This is a genomic window from Arthrobacter sp. BC5, from assembly GCF_056680255.1.
This window is the reverse complement of the sequence record NZ_CM155273.1, coordinates 2,938,505-2,954,199: the sequence shown is the minus strand read 5'-3', so window position 1 is coordinate 2,954,199 and position 15,695 is coordinate 2,938,505. Positions and strand designations below refer to the sequence as shown.

Below are 15,695 nucleotides of genomic sequence, written 5' to 3'. Positions count from 1 at the left end.
GAGGATGAGCCTCGCGGGTGGAAGGATGTTCATCATGCCGAAGGCTTTTCCCGAAGAGTTCCGCCGCGACGTGGTCGCAGTCGCCCGTAAAGGCGAAGCACCGCTGACCAGGATCGCCAAAGACTTCGGCGTCTCACCAGCCGCCCTGCATCGGTGGCTGAAGCAAGCCGACGAAGAGGACGATCCCAAGGCTCAAGCGGCGAAGGAGGAGTCCGCCGAGCTGCGCGAGGCCCGCAAACGGATCAGGCTCCTCGAGCAGGAAGCCGAGGTGATGCGCCGGGCCGTCGCGTATCTCTCCCGAGACGTCAACCCAAAATGATGTTCCCGCTGGTCCGTGAACTGGCCGCTGACGGTGTCCCCGTCACGGTGACCTGCCGGGTACTTGGCTTCTCCACGCAAGCCTTCTATAAGTGGAAGGCCAACCCAGTCCCAAACCGGGCCTGGGAGGAAGCGCATCTGATCAACGCCGCCTTCGCTGTTCACGCCGATGATCCAGCGTTCGGGTACCGGTTGATCGCCGACGAGCTCAACGCCGGCGCAACCCAGGTGGCCAGCGAGCGGCGTATCTGGCGGCTGTGCTCGGCCAACGGCATCCTTTCGGTCATCCACCGCAAGCGGGTCGGCGGACGCCAGGCGGGCCCGCCGGTCCACGATGACCTGCTCGAGCGGGACTTCACCGCCGCTGCCCGGGATACCCGGTGGGTCACGGACATCACCGAGCACCGTACCGACGAGGGCAAGCTCTACCTCTGCGCGATCAAGGACCTGCACTCGAACCGCATCGTGGGCTACTCCATCGACGGACGCATGAAGGCCTCCCTCGCCGTTGCAGCGCTGGCCCACGCCGTAGCGCTTAGAAACCCCTCGGGAACAATCGTGCACTCGGATCGAGGCAGCCAATTCAGGAGCCGGAAATTCGTCTCCGCGCTGCATACCAGCGGGCTGCAAGGCTCGATGGGCAGAGTCGGCGCGTGCGGTGACAACGCAGCCATGGAATCGTTCTTTGCCCTGCTGCAGAAGAACGTCCTGAACCGCAAACGCTGGGAAACCCGACAGGAACTCCGCCTTGCCATCATCACCTGGATCGAACGGACCTATCACCGCCGGAGACGGCAGAAAGCACTCGGCAAACTCACGCCGATCGAGTTTGAGACAATCAACAACATGGCGCTAGCCGCCTAGAAACTATCAACCCCACGAGTCAACCAAACCGTGGGCAGTCCCTAGTGCCGTAAGCGGGTGTAGGTGGTGGCCGGGAAATAAGGCTTTTCTAGTCATGGTCCGGTCATCACCAACCCCAAGGTGGTACGCAGACGAGGGCGACGCGGTTGTCATATGGCGCGTCGATCGGCTCGGACAATCACTGGTCGACGTGTTGAAGACGGTGAACCTGCTCCGCAGCCCTCGCTCGCTCGCTACCGATGGCTCAACGAATGCGAGCGAGATCCCGTCGGATGTAGCGCAGGTGCGCCCACTCCTCCTCCAGGATCACGCGGATGCAGTCACCGACGCTGGGACGCCAATCATCACCGCCCCACGGGTTGTCGCGTTCCTCCGCCAGTAGTTCCGCTGTGGCCGTGGCCAGGAAGTTGGTTACCTGCAGTTGTCGCTCGGCCCGTACCTCGAGGATCTCCTCGTACCCGGGTGGGTCCACACGGAAGATCGACATGTCGAAGCCCATTTGGTCCGCGCCGGTGAAGATCTGCCCGATCTCGTGGAACGGTTGCTGTATCTGCAGGATCCCGCCGCGGAGCCAGGCGTCTGTCGCCAGGATAAGGTGCCGCAAGGTCTGCGCCAAGGACCACTCGTCCTCCACATGAGCATCCACCAGGTCCGGCGGCGTGCTCGTCACCGTGTCCTGCCACGCGGACTGCACAGCGACCCAGCCCTCCCGTAGACCTTCGGGTGTCTGTGACTTCTGCAGCTCACGGCCCGGGAACTGCCGGTTGAGCTCGGCGTCCACGAGCGGCACCACGTCGACCCCGTTGACCAAAAGGCTGCCAAAAAATAGGTCGTGGCTGTCGATGTCGAGTCCGTCCACGTCGACCCCGCGCATCGTCACACCGCTGACGTCGGAGAATCGCAGGGTGGCACCCTTGAAGTTCGCCCTGACGAAGGTCGCCCCTTCGAACTCCCTCGTGCCGGAATACGCTGTCATCGCTCCATTATCAGCGCCATCGGGGACAGTTCAATGCTGAGATAGCGGTATACCGTCGCACGGCTGGCTCCGATGATTTTTCCGATATCGGCCGGTGCCAACCCCTGGGCCTTGAGGTCGTGAGCGCGTCTGACCTTAAAGTCGGCGGCGGTGACCTCTCGTCGCCCGGCCTTCCGTCCGTGCTCTGCGGCCGCGGCCATGCCGGCCCTGGTGCGCTCCGCGAGCTGGTCACGCTCCAGCTGCGCGAAAGCGGACATCACGGTCAGCATCGCCCGCCCCATGGGACCTGTGGTGCTGATGCCCTCAGTGACACTACGAAAGTGCACACCCCGCTGTTCCAGATCATCGATCAGGGCCAGCAGGTTCCGGGTATTGCGACCCAACCTGTCCAGCTTCCACACCACCACCTCATCACCAGCTCGTAGGTGATCGAGGAGCTTGTCGAGCTCCGGCCGACTGGCCGACGTTCCGCTCACACCGTGATCGGTGAAAACCCGGTCGCATCCCGCTGCCGTCAGCGCAGCATGCTGCAAATCCGCGTTCTGCTCCAGGGTACTAACCCTGGCATACCCGATACTGCCCATCCCAGCACTCCTCAAACTCATCAAAGGCCTGTTTCTGCTTTGATGAGAATAGCCGACGTGAGACATATTGCTGAGACAACACGGCAGCCCACGATTTCGCGCCGATGCTGAGAACACCTCGCAGGAGCCGGACCTCACCAACACATCCAGTCAAAGGATCCTTTGACGAGACCCTTCCAAGAGCTGGCGTTCCCCACTAGCGTTCGTATAGGGACATTCACCGGGCATCATCTCGGGCAAGTTATTCGGAGAAAGCACCAACCACTGGAGAATCAACTGCGGCCTGAATTAGGGCGTCTGTCTAAGTTCTGCTGCCAGTTCTTCGGGCGTTTTCCCGGTATCCAGCCACATCTGGGAGGGTATGAACCCACTTCCTCTGCCCCAGGAAAGTTCGCTTCCCACTGCCCCTAGTCTTGCGTTTACGCCGGCAACTGCAACCGCGAAGCTTTTCGGATCTGTCGTGAAACCGCTGGCTATCAAGGGGTGGGCGGCACCTTCTGCTTTCAGATCGTAGATTAGGCGGGTGGCAGTGACGCTCTGGTACCGCTCATCCATCCTTAGATCCGTGGTCAAGACGTGGGGTCTTCTTGTCGGTGCGAGCCGACCCAGGATGCCGAGTACCCGGTCACGGTTCTGCCAAGCACTCGCTCGAGCTTCCTGCGCTGCACCATCGTTTTGGCCCGCACGTTCGAGCGAGGCGTTCGCGTCCTGGTATGTTTCGTCCATTTCGGTGTAGCTCAGGAGCAGCTGGGCGAATTGTGGATTGCGGTGGGTTACCCATGCTAGACGCAGGATTTCGAAGAGCTGCCAGGAGTCGTTGAGGGCTTCAGAACCAAGTGAAAGTGCTTCTGAGAGGAGAGGGGTGACGGTGTCAAAGACCCGAGTGCGCGAATTGTGGGCGTTTTCGTAGCCACTTTCAGCATCGAGGCTGATAGCAAGTGGATCATATCCGCCGTTGTACCGGTTGGGCCGCTGCAGGGCGAACAGGCGGTTGAGGAGATCAAAGCGTTGCGCGGCGACAGCGGCGACGCCGGCTGCGTAGAAGAGGATGCTGCCCGAGACCACGCGTAGGGAGAGTAGTTTGACAAGCCCGCTGCCGTCTACCGGAGTAGCGAACCGTGGCAGCTCGTCGATCCACCAGTTGTCGGTGTCACTGTCACCCCAGTACGTAAGTGTCGCCACAAGCGCCCCGGTCAGCCGGGTGGCCTCTTCTATGCGGGCCAGCATCGCCTGGTAGTCCTCACCTCCTTGATGGGTTGCAAGGTTGAACTCGGGTAGTTGATGCAAGGCTACAAACTCGCGTCGGAGTGTGTCGTGCAGGCCGATGGCGACTGTCCGCCCCGCCAGTTCACGCTTTGCTGTTTCCACCGCGACGGGGACGGTCAAGGGGTGGCGGGCCCGACGACTAGCAAGGGCGTCGACGCCATCTGCCATTCGACCAAACCCTGTGTCCGCATCTCCGGAGACGAGGACACCCTTCTTCAGGACGCGCAAATTCTCTGCCTCTTCGGAGACTCGGCCGGGCTCGAACCATGTCAGGGTGAACCGATTCGGGTAGTGGGCAGCAATCGCATTGCGTAGCGCCGGATCGTATGTAGAGGACCAGCCGGCGAGGATCAGACCGTAGTTCTCCAAAACCATCTGCAATAGCTTGGACGTCCTAGGGTGGTATGCCGCTAACTCCGTCACTGTGTTCAACATTGACGTCGGATTAACGTAGTCCCCGTGTAGGTGGATGACGCAGCAGTCCAATGTGTGCAGGGGCGCCATCCCCTGCACATCGGATGGACTGGCCACAATCGTCGGCTCGATACCCTCATCCCGTAGCGCACGCTCGATGAGGTGATCAAAGTTCAACGTCACGATGACCCTCACCGCACCCGATCGCACCAAGCGCGCGATCGATCGGTGAGCCGCGGTGGGAGTCTTCCGCCCGGTTTCAACGTCTTCCGGGCTCTGCTCAAAGTAGTTTCGCAGGAGACGCTGTCGTTCCACCTGCGTCGGTGCGATGCGCTCCAAAATTCCTTCGTAGGTGGGGAACTCATCGAACTTTTCGGTGTACCAGGCGATGGCGTCATCGGGCGTTGCCCCCTCCACGTCTGCAACTCGTGTGACGAGGTCCTCGAGTACCCCCCACGCTGTCGGAATACCGCTAGGTGCTGATACTCCAGCTCCTAGCAGTAGCGCGTAAGCGCCAGGATTTGCATAGAGCGAGAAGGCGACGGTGAGTAGGTCATCAGCGTCTACCTGGCTGTTCATCATGGATACACGCTATCGGTGACTTGTTGCAGGTTTGGAGAGGGATGAGGCCGCGCACGGGCAAGGGCTCCCCTACACAGCCACGGCCGGCTTGGCGTTGCATGATGTCTAGACCCTCAACCGTCCTTGTCGCAAAAGCCGCGGCTGAACCCTAAAGCTACGCAATCTGAGCCGATCTGCGCTGTGGTGTTGGGGTGTACCCCAGCGCCACACCTCAGGGGCAAGCAGAACCAGCTGTCAACTCCACCCTGATGCCTCCTCGCGGAGGGTGAGCGTGTAGGTGCGGAGTGCCATGGGTACTGCTTGGACGCGGGAGAATAGCCTTATGGCGCTCTCCCCTGATTACCGACTGCTCACTGACCCGCCGGCGGTGGAGGACTACCTGCGTCTACGGCAGGAATGCGGATTGTCGGTGAAGACCCCGGAACAAGGACGCCTGGCAGTCGCGGGGGCGTGGTCGTTCCATCACGTTCTCAGCCCGATCGGTGAGGTCGTAGGCATGGGCCGCGTCATCGGTGACGGTGGGTGGTACTTCCTCATCGCGGACATGGCAACACTGCCCGACCACCAGGGCCGAGGCAGCGGTGGCGCTATCCTCGATGCCCTTCTGGACGACATCCGCTCCCGGGCACCCCGAGGTGCCTACGTAACCCTGACCGCAGACCCGCCCGGCCGGGGCCTCTACGAATCCCGCGGCTTCGTCGATGTATCGCCGACCCGGACAGGCATGCACCTACTCAACGGTTAAGTGAAGGGCTCGCCAGCGTATGCCCACTCGCGGATCCGGACCAGTGAAACGAGCGGAGGTGGAATTGCCGTATGCCGTACCGGAGGACATGCTGAGGTCATGGACTCCCCCATGTTTGCCTGGCGCGGAACGGACGACCCCGAGCGCCTCGACCTCGCCACGGTTTCCCTAGCTAGTGACAGCATGAGCGCCCACGGAACCTCGCTCACGCCGTCCTACGCAAGCTCCTGGTACCTCGACGTCGGCGAGGGGTGGATCACCGGTCCCTCCTTGTCCAGGTCAATGGATCCCGGCGGGGCCAGCGGTGGAGTCGGTCCCTTCTGCTTGAGCGCGCCACGGACGGCCGCTGGGACACCACCACGACTAGTTCAGGCACTCCAGACCTCCCGCCTCCCGGGCTCGCGGACCCGACAACGCTCCAGGGCGCTCTCGACTGTGATCTCGGGTTATGCCCGGTCACCAACACCATGCCCATCCGACGCCTACGACTGATGGAAAAAGCTACACCTTCAACACAGCTGATCATGGCCTGGGTCGAGGTCCCCTCGCTGCGGGTCGTCCAAAGTGATCAGGTCTATACCTCCGACCCCGTAACAGCCCCAGGAATAGTCCGGTACGCCAGCGCAGATGGTGGCTTTAAGTCCAAACTGGTCATTGACGGTAACGGCATCGTGATCGACTACCCGGGCCTCGCACAACGGCTACACCTCCCCAGGTAACACCCACCCATCTTTGGGGTGCACCAACCGCAACACGTCCCGCGATCAGCTAGGTTCCGCCCACTACTGCGCACTTTCCGGCACTTGGGTTTTACGGTTGGATACATGGATACACCCACCGCAGGTGAGTTAGACCCGGACCTCATGTGGTTCGTTCTTGCGATGTCCCGCCTAGAGTGGGGGTACGCCCAGCTGAGCAAAGGCGAGGATGACCCGCGGTGGGCGGCATCGGAGTTCGGGACAAACGTGGGTGAAGTGCTCAATGAAGCTGGGGCCAACCTGTACTACTTCTCAGTGACCCGAAGCTTGAAGTCGGCCACGAAGTGTCATCAGGCCGCAGTGTTTCTACTCAAGGAGCCATACGGGGCGATCCCTGTCGAGAACTTGCTCCGCTCCGCACTGTTAGCCACTGTGAAGGCGCTCTTTATCCTTCAACCGAACAAGCGGAAGTCGCGCGAAGCTCGGTTTGGGCACCTGTACCACGCGGATAGATCCTCCCTCGAGTACGCAGCCTCGCGGGAACTAAAGCTCCTCGGCCTTGAAACACCGAACGATGATTCACAACAACCTCGACCGCAGGTCATCCAAGAATCGAAGATCATCAGGGATGTGCTCGATGACCTTGTCGCTTACGGCGACTGCTCGTGTGATGACGCAGCTTGTCCACAGACGGACATTCAGGACTTTCGTTACCGAGTCCTACGTCTGTGGTGGCAATACAGTTCCGTGAGTCACGTCAACATTTGGCATATCGAAAAGCTCGCCAGAGCGTCCCCTAGCGGTGATGGGTACACCACCGGTGACCTAGGCCGGGCTCTCCACGATCTGAGTTGGCTCTACACAGAAGCCGTCGTGCGTTTCCATGAGCGGTACCACCTGCCCTCAAAGCTTTCACCCCTCGAACCGCATGCAGCTCGCATCTCCCGCTAGCCCACCGCTGCCACGAGTTGCGGACCGTTATTTGGGACTGCTGAAGGTTTAGTTTCCAGTTGCGTGTTGCTGGTTTTGGGCCGCTGTAGGGGCGGCTTGTCCTAGTATCTCGAATTCGACCGGGGTCATCCGGCCGAGTGCCCGCTGCCGACGTTTGCGGTGATAGGTCCGCTCGATCCAGGTCATGATGGCCAGTCTCAGGTCCTCCTTTGTCGCCCACCGCTGCCGGTCGAGGACGTTCTTTTGCAGGAGCGCAAAGAACGACTCCATTGCGGCGTTATCGCCACAGGCCCCGACTCGCCCCATCGACCCGGTCAACCCGTTGCTCCTGAGCGTCTGCACGAAGGCCTTCGATCGAAATTGCGACCCTCGATCTGAATGCAGAATTGTATCGACCGGTCCGCGGAGCCGGATCGCGTTGCGCACCGCGGACACGGCAAGAGCCGAGGTCATCCGACCATCCATGGAGTATCCGACGATGCGCTTGGAATGCACGTCTTTGATCGCGCAGAGGTAAAGCTTGCCGGTGTCGGTGCGATGTTCCGTGATGTCCGTGAGCCAGAGCTGGTTCGGACGATCAGCCCGGAACCGGCGGAGCACGAGATCATCGTGCACGGGAGGCCCAGCTTTCCGGGTGAGTCCGCGTTTCTTCGCGTGCAGGGACCACAGGCGCTGCTGGGAGCAGATCCTCCAGACCCGCCGTTCGGAGGCTCTGACGCCGTGGTCAGCGATCTCGTCGGCGACGAACCGGTAGCCGAACGTCGGGTCGTCGCGGTGGATGTCGTGGGCGAGGTTCGTCAGGTGCGCATCCTCCCAGTCCCGCTGCGAGACCGGGTCACGGCGCCACTTATTGAACGCCTGGGTCGAGAAACCCAGAACCCGACAGGCCACCGCGACGGGGATACCGTCAGCGGCAAGATCGTGGACCAGCGGGTACGTCATTTTGGGGGCAACTCACGGGCGAAAAACGCCGCCGCCCGACGCAGGATCTCGTTCTCCTGCTCCAGCAGGCGGTTACGTTTCTTCAGTTCGCGGAGCTCGGCCGCGTCGGCCTGCGTCGCTCCTGGCCGGACCCCGTCCTCCACGTCCGCGCGTTTCAACCAGTTATTCAGGGTGCCCTCGCTGATCCCGAAATCCTTCGCGATCGGAGCCAGCGGGGCTTCGTGCTTCCGCGCGACGGACACGACGTCGCGACGAAACTCTTCCGGATACGGCTTTGCCATGATGGCCATCCTTCCAGGAGGACAGAATCCTCACAGGCTAGATGGAAACCGAACCTTCAGCAGTCCCATCGTCAGCGCTGTCGTGTCTCGCGAGTGGGAGACACCGGTCGTGATCCTGCTGGTCATCGTGTTGAACACGACATTGAACTCCATACAGGAGAACCGGGCAGAAAACAGTCTTGAAGTGCTTCGCAGTTCCAGTACGACAACGTCGCTGGTACGACGCAACGGCGAGCAGCAGGAGATTCCCAGTACAGACATCGTGCCTGGGGACATTGTTCTGCTCGAGGCCGGGGACGCGGTTCCCGCTGATGGGCGCATCATTGAAGCGGTGCGATTCCAGGCAGCGGAGGCGTCGCTGACAGGCGAGTCACAACCGGTGGAGAAGACAGCCGAGCGACTGGATGACGAGGACCTGCCTGCCGCTGACCGGACGAACATGGCCTACATGAGCACTGAGGTGACGCGCGGCCGCGCGGTCATCGTGGTGACCGACACGGGCATGTCGACGCAGATCGGTGCGGTCGCGACCCAGTTGGGAACGGCCGGCGTGGAGAAGACGCCCCTGCAGGTGCGCACGGACCAGCTCGCCAACATGCTGACGATCGTCGCGCTGGTCGTCGTGACCGTCGTCTTCGTCCTCGGGCTGGTCCGCGGTCAGCCTTTGGCCGAGCTGCTGACAACAGCGGTTTCCCTGGCTGTTGCGACCATCCCTGAGGGCCTGACCGCGGTCGTCGCCTTCACACTGGCCATGGGTGCCTCACGACTGGCACGACGTGGAGCGATCGTGCGTCGGCTGGCCGCGGTGGAAACCCTCGGAAGTACCTCCCATATCGCCACTGACAAGACCGGGACCCTCACTCTCAACCAGATGACGGTCCGACAGTTCGTCGTCGGCGGTCGCCGCCTCACAGTCAGCGGTGAAGGATACTCAACCAGCGGCGCCATCCTGAGCAGTGATGGCCGCACCGCGGCCGTACCGATCGACACGTACCTGGCGATGGCGTTGTGCAGCGACGCCACCGTATCCGATGGGGTGATTACCGGGGATCCGACCCAAGCTGCGCTTGTCGTCCTGGCGGAGAAGGGCGGAGTGGATGTCGGCGGTACCCGCCGATCCCACCCCCGTCTGGCCGAGATTCCTTTCGACTCGGACTACAAGTTCATGGCCACGTTCCATGAACAGAGCTTCGCTGCAGGTGACAGCTCCCCCGCACGGTTCCGGTGCTTCGCCAAAGGCGCCCCGGATGTCCTGTCCAAGCGGTTGGACTCCTACCTCGACGACGAGGGGATCCACCCTCTGACCGATGAGGACCATGCCCGCCTCAAACGCCTGATCGATGAGCTCGCCGTGGAAGGTCTTCGCACCTTGATGCTGGCCGGGCGCCGCATCGATACCGCCCTACCCGAAGACCCCGATGAGCTGAGGAACTCACTCGCCGGACTGACCCTGTACGCCGTCGTCGGCATCCTCGATCCAGCCCGACGCGAAGTCGCCGACGCGATCGCGACCGCCCGGGACGCAGGCATCACCATCCACATGATCACCGGAGACGGCGAGGTCACCGCCCGCGCCATCGCCCAGACACTCGGAATACCAGGCACCACAGCCGAGGGCCGCTCCCTGAACACCATGGACGACCAGCAGCTGATCGACCACGCCGGCGAATACGGTGTCCTTGCCAGGGTCTCCCCCGAGCACAAAACCCGCTTCGTCCGGGCACTGCAGGACGGAGGAGCCGTCGTCGCCATGACCGGAGACGGCGTCAACGACGCGCCAGCCCTGAAACAAGCCGACATCGGTATCGCCATGGGCATCACGGGCACCGACGTGTCCAAAGGCGCAGCGCAGATGATCCTCACCGACGACAATTTCTCCACGATCGTCGCCGCAGTCGAGGAAGGTCGCGGAATCTACGCGAACATCATCAAGTTCGTGAAGTTCCAACTCACCACCGCATGGGGCTTCGTACTGATCTTCCTGGCATCCAGCGTCTTCGGCATCGCCGGCGGAGCACCCTTCACCGCCCTGCAGATCCTCCTCGTCAACCTCATCATGGACGGACCCCCCGCCCTGGCCCTCGGCGTAGACCCCGTCGAACCGGGCATCATGAAGGACAACCCCAGGCCCGTCAGAGAACCACTGCTCACCCGGAACCGTCTCGCACGCATCCTGTTCCTCGGGCTCATCATGGCCGCCGGGACCCTGACCGTACTCATCAGCACACCACAGTGGTACCCCGAAGCCGCCCAGAACCCGCTCATCACGACGTCGCTGGCCTTCACGACCTTCGTGTTCTTCCAGATCTTCAACATCCTCAACGTGCGCTCCGAGCAGCGCTCGGTCTTCACCTCGAGCACCTTCTCCAACAGGGGCATCTGGATTTCCATCATCGCGGTCATCATCATCCACATCAGCGTTATTAACGTCGACCTGCTCCAGAACCTGTTCGACACCACGGCGCTGACCTCCGCACAGTGGCTGACGGCCGTACTCATCGCCTCATCCGTCCTCTGGGTCGAGGAGATCCGCAAGTTCCTCGTCCGCCGGCGGACCTTTCACCAAGGATCACGCTCCGCCAAAGCTGCAGCCTGATACCGGCACCCAGATCAAGCGCACCCATCACCAGCGGCAACGGGCACTCCCTGGTTCACTCATCCTCTCAGGTCACTACCACCGACCCACCCCTCACCAGTCCCACCAATTTCGTCGCTATGGCGACAAAGGAGTAGCTCATGACCACCACTCATACCCCCACGCAGCCCATCATCGTCGGTTACGACGGTTCGGAGGGAGCGCAGCAGGCGGTCCGCTGGGCCGCCCGGTATGCCTCCGTAACAGGGGCACCACTGTCTGTTGTGCATTGCTCGGTCTGGCCGTTGCTGACAGACAACCTAGACCCCGTCGAAGGAATTAAGGACAGCGGTCTGCAGCACGAAGCCGAAAGAGTGCTCGCTGAAGGCGTCAGCGTCGCCAAGCAGGTCGCACCACTGATCAGGACCACGCAGCGCCTCCTCACCGGTTTCCCCGCCAAGACCCTGACCGACCTGTCGACAGAGGCATCGATGCTCGTTACGGGTACCCGAGGTTTGAGTGGGTTCGCGGGACTGCTCGTGGGATCTGTGAGCTTGTACCTCGCCTCCACTGCCTCCTGCCCCGTCATGGTTGTGCGAGAGGAACAGTCTGCTCACGACAAAATCCTCGTCGCCGTCGACGGATCGCCCGAGAGTGATCGTGCCGTGCTGGAAGCAGCGGCCCTGGCGCGATCGTTGAAGCAGTCCCTTCACATCCTGCACGTGCGGTCACATAACGATCAGGTCGGCCATGGTCCAGCTGATGAAGCACAAGATTCCGTCCTTCAGCAAGCCGTCGACCTGGTCTCAACCGACCCCGAGCTTACGGTTGTGAAGGAAGTGGTGGTGGCCAGATCGACGCCAGGCGAGATCGTAGAACGTACGGATACCGCGTCCGCTGTCGTTCTTGGGGCCAAGGGGGGCAATACGCTCACTACCCGGCTCGGTTCCACGGTGCATGCCGTCTTGCATCATGCACATGGAAACGTCCTCGTCGTGCGCTGAGCCACCAGCACCAGGTCGCATCACGCACAGCAGCCGTTGGGATTCGAAGAAGCCGGCGTCGTACTACTAGCAAGGTTTCCTCTGGGGTGCCGGTATGACGACAACGGTCAGCGCCACCGCTCTGCAGGATCATTTCAAGCCAAAGACCTGACGCCAACGTACGACGCCTGACCTGACGCCGAGTGTCATGCTGCGGTTGAGTGGAAGGGTTCGACGTCATGTGGTCCTGCTACGGGGATACCGTGGGCAGCCAGTGCCTGTTCGATCAGACGGCGATGACATCGACATCGCCGTTCGGCGCACATGAGAGCTACTCGCCCATGTCCGGCTTCGCGGATGACTGCGGCAAGACCTGCCTGGAAAGGCTTCGATTGCATGTGCCGTTCGAAGCCTCGATCACTCGTTCCCTGCAGGAGGTGTTCGACGGTGAGGCATTCATGCTCCCTTGCTCCGCTGAGGACCTCAATCCGGCGATAACGGATGCCCTGAAGGATGAGAGCGGGTCCGAGAACCGAGGGCGCGAAGTCAGGGCGCGCGGGCAAATCTGGGTAGGTCCGGACGTCGATAAGAACTGAGGCGTCGAGAGAGCGCAGGAGCTGGGTGAAGCTATCCATGCTCCGGCGCCCGTGACCTAGACCGATGATTCTGTGTGAGCCCTCCATCGTGCCGCCGTCCTGCTCATCAACTTGCTGCGTGAGTCGTCTCGGGCTTGATGGTGGGTAACTGGCCTGTCCCCGGGTAGGGCTTGGCGGAGATGATGGACACCGTGATGTCCCGGCCGGTTGGTGCACGGTAGGACGATGCATCCCCGGCTTTCAGCCCGTGGATGGCGACGCCGAGGGGGCTGCGCTCACTGAAGACCTGCAGGTCCTGATCCGCGAACATCTCCCTGCTTCCCATGAGGAAGGTCTCCGGGCGCCCGTCGATACTCGCCTCGACGATCATGCCGGGCTCCACGACGCCGTCATCGGCCGGCTCGTGAAGGCGCACGTTCTTGAGGGTCGCCAGGAGTTGCCGGATCCGGGTTTCGGTGGTCTCCCGCTCCACGACCTCCTGCTGGGTCCCGCGGGTGTCGAGGAGCTCGTTGAGTTCCTTCTGCAGGCGCGCGTGGGCGTCCGGGGTGAGCCAAGTGACGTTCTCAACGGGGTACAGCATTTTCCACTCCTCAAACACAGAAGACCGCTCCCACGAACGGGAACGATCGGAACAAACGGCTAGAAGGTATAAATCACAATCCTAGCCCTTAAATTTTTTTTAGCAATTCCCCCTGACAGTACGCCGCGCGCACCCGCCGAACCTGTCGGACTGGCTTAAAAAATAGAAGCGCGTATGGTTTTGAGTACCGAGGCAGAAAGGTGGTGATCTCGGTGTCCGGAAAATCCCCCAGAAGTGTGGGCGCAAAAAAACCAGGGAAGTCGATCCTGGAAAAGCGGGCTGATAAGAAGATGAAGGCCAGCTCCAGCGACACGCTGTTCGCGAAGCCCCGTAAGAACCAGCGGTAGCATCAGGTGCCGGCGGTTTCGGCGGTGCCGAAACCCCTACCCCTGCCCGCACAACAATCTTTGCCGTCGTCGTGCGGGACTCGCTCAGGTGAAGAGATGATCGAAGAGTAGGGTGCTGGCACGAACCTTCGTGCCAGCACCCTACTCCCCGGCACACAATTCATCTCCCCTCCTCCTCTCGAAGCACCAGTCGAGGGAAGAATGATGGAAGTATCGCTACCCTCCTCATGAAACGACGGGGTGACCCATGCCCTCATCAGATTGCACAAGAGCAAGAAGGTCAGCGACCCACCGGGACGAGAATAAACAATTCGTGAGAGTAATTGTCACGATGACGCTCTTGGTGGTTTGGATGCTTGCCGTTTTTGCGCGCTTCGATTTCGTTTTTAGTGGATCTTTATTTTTCCTGAACTATGTCGTCGGATGCATTTTCCTCACCTTAATGTTCGGCTCTGTTGGTCAGTATCTGGAATTACATGATGCTCGGATCCTCCGAGAACGCCCAGAGCCGTGAAGTCCTTGCGGGTCATTTGGTCATGTAACATCCACGCACACGAGGAATTGCAGGAGGTGTGATGCCCAATCTTGAGACGGCTGCAGCGAAAGCTTTGCAGGAAGCGACAGCGGCAGATAAGGGTCGATCGGCCGCGATCGTCGTCCACGACGGACCTCTGCGTCAGTCGGTCATTGCGATGAAGGTCGGCGAGGTTCTCGCCGACCACAATTCCCCACCGGCCGCGAGCATGTACGTTCTGCATGGGAGGGTGCGGGTAACCGGTCAGGAGCAGTCCGAGGTGGTTGCAGGCGACATCGTGGTGCTGACCCATATGCGCCACGGAGTCGAAGCATTGGAGGATTCCGTGTTCCTGCTGACAACAGTCACGAGCCAGGTTGGCGACAGTCACAGTGCAGGACCGACCAGGATCACTACAAGCAGTACCTGATCATTGTCGCGGGCTGCATGTGCCTCGTACCGGATGAAGATCCTGGGACCACCGTGTGGGGCATTCCACGCAACATGTTGGGACGAGTGGCAGAACCTGCTTCGACTCCACAGAACACTAGCGAGGCTTCCTCGCCTAGCTCCTTCTGTACTCCTACCCAAGCTGTGGTGTAGCAGAAGCCACGGGTGCTCAGCGGGTGGAGGCCTCAACCGATCAACGTATTGGTCGCTCTTAACAATGAGCATGTGGTTGAGATTGCGCTTGACTGCGGATTCAGCCTGGAAGGGCAGGACCAGCCCTGGGAACAGTGGCGGGAGCGGGATTCGTGGTGAGAGTGGCTAGTAGTGGGCTCATCCGGTAGGGAATGGGCTGACGAAGAAACATGCTTGTTCTGGTTCGGAGTATTCCGGGGCAGAGTCGTATCTCCTCTGATACCCGGTACAGGTCATCGGGGTCTCGTGCGACGACCCGGCAGAGAAGATCTGTTTCTCCCGCCGGCGCGAGGCATTCGATGATTTCCGGGATAGCCCGTAACCCGTCTACTGCGATGTCGATCCTGTGTTGGTCGAGTTCGGCCGCTACGTGGGCGGAGATGCCCATGCCGAGGGCTGCTGGATCAATTCGGACGCTGTTGGCCCTGAGCACTCCCAGGCGCTCGTATCGTTCGAGGCGGGCTTGAACCGTTCCGCGGGCCAGTCCTGTGCGATGGGCGATCGCGAGGATCGTCATTCTGGGATCAGCGTCCAGCGCCTCGAGGACAGCACGGTCGATGGCGTCCCTGATCGGGCGGTCTGTTTTGTCGACAGCCATGGGGTGTCCTTTTTTCGCAGTCAGGTTGACCAGCTCTGGTGGTCTAACCGGCTTTGAGATGGTCAGGTTGACCACTACTTGTCTCTACTGTTGCACAGACAATTGATGTTCCGGCTTGATAGGTGACAGAACGCCCGGAAGAGTACGGCTCCTTCCTGGGTTTCAGGAAGCATTCGAGGGGCACACCTCCCCCTCGGTTGCTGGAAGCGTGCTCTTACGACGAGTCACCCTCCGTCCGC

At 61.1% G+C, this 15,695-nt stretch carries 14 protein-coding genes; 7 read left to right on the top strand and 7 right to left on the bottom strand.

What is annotated here, in order from left to right:
* Positions 1-34: 34 nt before the first annotated feature.
* A protein-coding gene (locus AC1MFI_RS13815; RefSeq protein ID WP_479820887.1) for an IS3 family transposase occupies positions 35-1,182 on the top strand; the annotation gives its coding sequence in 2 pieces (ribosomal slippage) (positions 35-314 and positions 314-1,182; 1,149 coding nt in all).
* 244 nt (positions 1,183-1,426) lie between these two features.
* Here the strand turns inward: AC1MFI_RS13815 and AC1MFI_RS13810 are convergent.
* The 3 genes from AC1MFI_RS13810 to AC1MFI_RS13800 form a co-directional block, all read right to left on the bottom strand.
* Positions 1,427-2,158, bottom strand: coding sequence for a DinB family protein (locus AC1MFI_RS13810; protein ID WP_479817586.1), 732 nt, complete (start codon positions 2,156-2,158; stop codon positions 1,427-1,429).
* Positions 2,155-2,742: a recombinase family protein gene (locus tag AC1MFI_RS13805; RefSeq protein WP_479817585.1), complete on the bottom strand. Its 588-nt coding sequence runs from the start codon at positions 2,740-2,742 to the stop codon at positions 2,155-2,157. Before AC1MFI_RS13805 ends, AC1MFI_RS13810 begins: the two co-directional genes overlap by 4 nt.
* Positions 2,743-3,030: 288 nt before the next feature.
* Positions 3,031-5,004, bottom strand: coding sequence for an SIR2 family protein (locus AC1MFI_RS13800; RefSeq protein WP_479817584.1), 1,974 nt, complete (start codon positions 5,002-5,004; stop codon positions 3,031-3,033).
* Between the two features lie 322 nt (positions 5,005-5,326).
* Between AC1MFI_RS13800 and AC1MFI_RS13795 the strand changes: the two genes are divergently transcribed.
* The 3 genes from AC1MFI_RS13795 (at position 5,327) to AC1MFI_RS13785 (ending at position 7,398) form a co-directional block, all read left to right on the top strand.
* Complete coding sequence (locus tag AC1MFI_RS13795) at positions 5,327-5,749, top strand: GNAT family N-acetyltransferase (RefSeq protein ID WP_479817582.1); 423 nt, start codon at positions 5,327-5,329, stop codon at positions 5,747-5,749.
* A 251-nt stretch (positions 5,750-6,000) separates the two neighbouring features.
* Positions 6,001-6,468: a putative glycolipid-binding domain-containing protein gene (locus AC1MFI_RS13790; RefSeq protein ID WP_479817581.1), complete on the top strand. Its 468-nt coding sequence runs from the start codon at positions 6,001-6,003 to the stop codon at positions 6,466-6,468.
* A gap of 105 nt (positions 6,469-6,573) precedes the next feature.
* The gene (locus AC1MFI_RS13785; protein WP_479817580.1) at positions 6,574-7,398 is read left to right on the top strand and encodes a hypothetical protein; all 825 of its coding nucleotides are present in this window, start codon (positions 6,574-6,576) and stop codon (positions 7,396-7,398) included.
* A gap of 48 nt (positions 7,399-7,446) precedes the next feature.
* On the opposite strand, the gene AC1MFI_RS13780 is transcribed toward AC1MFI_RS13785, so the two are convergent.
* Positions 7,447-8,621, bottom strand: a protein-coding gene (locus tag AC1MFI_RS13780) for an IS3 family transposase (RefSeq protein ID WP_479817579.1) whose coding sequence is annotated in 2 segments (ribosomal slippage) — positions 7,447-8,348 and positions 8,348-8,621 — 1,176 coding nt in all. Because the reading frame shifts where the segments join, the coding sequence is not laid out codon by codon here.
* Here AC1MFI_RS13780 and AC1MFI_RS13775 point away from each other — a divergent pair.
* Both AC1MFI_RS13775 and AC1MFI_RS13770 read left to right on the top strand, forming a co-directional pair.
* A complete protein-coding gene (locus AC1MFI_RS13775; protein ID WP_479817578.1) occupies positions 8,620-11,217 on the top strand; it encodes a cation-translocating P-type ATPase in 2,598 nt (865 codons plus the stop codon). The two genes, AC1MFI_RS13780 and AC1MFI_RS13775, sit on opposite strands and share 2 nt — an antisense overlap.
* A 140-nt stretch (positions 11,218-11,357) precedes the next feature.
* Positions 11,358-12,200: a universal stress protein gene (locus AC1MFI_RS13770; RefSeq protein WP_479817576.1), complete on the top strand. Its 843-nt coding sequence runs from the start codon at positions 11,358-11,360 to the stop codon at positions 12,198-12,200.
* A gap of 185 nt (positions 12,201-12,385) precedes the next feature.
* Here the strand turns inward: AC1MFI_RS13770 and AC1MFI_RS13765 are convergent, their stop codons facing one another.
* Positions 12,386-12,814, bottom strand: a complete 429-nt coding sequence (locus AC1MFI_RS13765) for a DUF488 family protein (protein WP_479817574.1) — start codon at positions 12,812-12,814, stop codon at positions 12,386-12,388.
* A 67-nt stretch (positions 12,815-12,881) separates the two neighbouring features.
* Positions 12,882-13,355: a GreA/GreB family elongation factor gene (locus AC1MFI_RS13760; RefSeq protein WP_479817572.1), complete on the bottom strand. Its 474-nt coding sequence runs from the start codon at positions 13,353-13,355 to the stop codon at positions 12,882-12,884.
* Between the two features lie 922 nt (positions 13,356-14,277).
* On the opposite strand from AC1MFI_RS13760, the gene AC1MFI_RS13755 reads away from it, so the two are divergent.
* Positions 14,278-14,646 (top strand): cupin domain-containing protein, encoded by a 369-nt coding sequence (locus tag AC1MFI_RS13755; RefSeq protein ID WP_479817570.1) that lies wholly within the window; start codon positions 14,278-14,280, stop codon positions 14,644-14,646.
* A gap of 273 nt (positions 14,647-14,919) precedes the next feature.
* Here the strand turns inward: AC1MFI_RS13755 and AC1MFI_RS13750 are convergent, their stop codons facing one another.
* Positions 14,920-15,456, bottom strand: coding sequence for an Lrp/AsnC family transcriptional regulator (locus AC1MFI_RS13750; RefSeq protein WP_479820885.1), 537 nt, complete (start codon positions 15,454-15,456; stop codon positions 14,920-14,922).
* Between the last annotated feature and the right edge of the window lie 239 nt (positions 15,457-15,695).

Excerpts from the sequence above, each read along its gene's own strand:
- AC1MFI_RS13810 (WP_479817586.1), bottom strand. The coding sequence starts at position 2,158 with ATGACAGCGTATTCCGGCACGAGGGAGTTCGAAGGGGCGACCTTCGTC.
- AC1MFI_RS13760 (WP_479817572.1), bottom strand. The coding sequence starts at position 13,355 with ATGCTGTACCCCGTTGAGAACGTCACTTGGCTCACCCCGGACGCCCAC.
- AC1MFI_RS13775 (WP_479817578.1), top strand. The coding sequence starts at position 8,620 with ATGATGGCCATCCTTCCAGGAGGACAGAATCCTCACAGGCTAGATGGA.
- AC1MFI_RS13805 (WP_479817585.1), bottom strand. The coding sequence starts at position 2,742 with ATGGGCAGTATCGGGTATGCCAGGGTTAGTACCCTGGAGCAGAACGCG.
- AC1MFI_RS13750 (WP_479820885.1), bottom strand. The coding sequence starts at position 15,456 with ATGGCTGTCGACAAAACAGACCGCCCGATCAGGGACGCCATCGACCGT.
- AC1MFI_RS13755 (WP_479817570.1), top strand. The coding sequence starts at position 14,278 with ATGCCCAATCTTGAGACGGCTGCAGCGAAAGCTTTGCAGGAAGCGACA.
- AC1MFI_RS13770 (WP_479817576.1), top strand. The coding sequence starts at position 11,358 with ATGACCACCACTCATACCCCCACGCAGCCCATCATCGTCGGTTACGAC.
- AC1MFI_RS13795 (WP_479817582.1), top strand. The coding sequence starts at position 5,327 with ATGGCGCTCTCCCCTGATTACCGACTGCTCACTGACCCGCCGGCGGTG.
- AC1MFI_RS13785 (WP_479817580.1), top strand. The coding sequence starts at position 6,574 with ATGGATACACCCACCGCAGGTGAGTTAGACCCGGACCTCATGTGGTTC.
- AC1MFI_RS13800 (WP_479817584.1), bottom strand. The coding sequence starts at position 5,004 with ATGATGAACAGCCAGGTAGACGCTGATGACCTACTCACCGTCGCCTTC.
- AC1MFI_RS13765 (WP_479817574.1), bottom strand. The coding sequence starts at position 12,814 with ATGGATAGCTTCACCCAGCTCCTGCGCTCTCTCGACGCCTCAGTTCTT.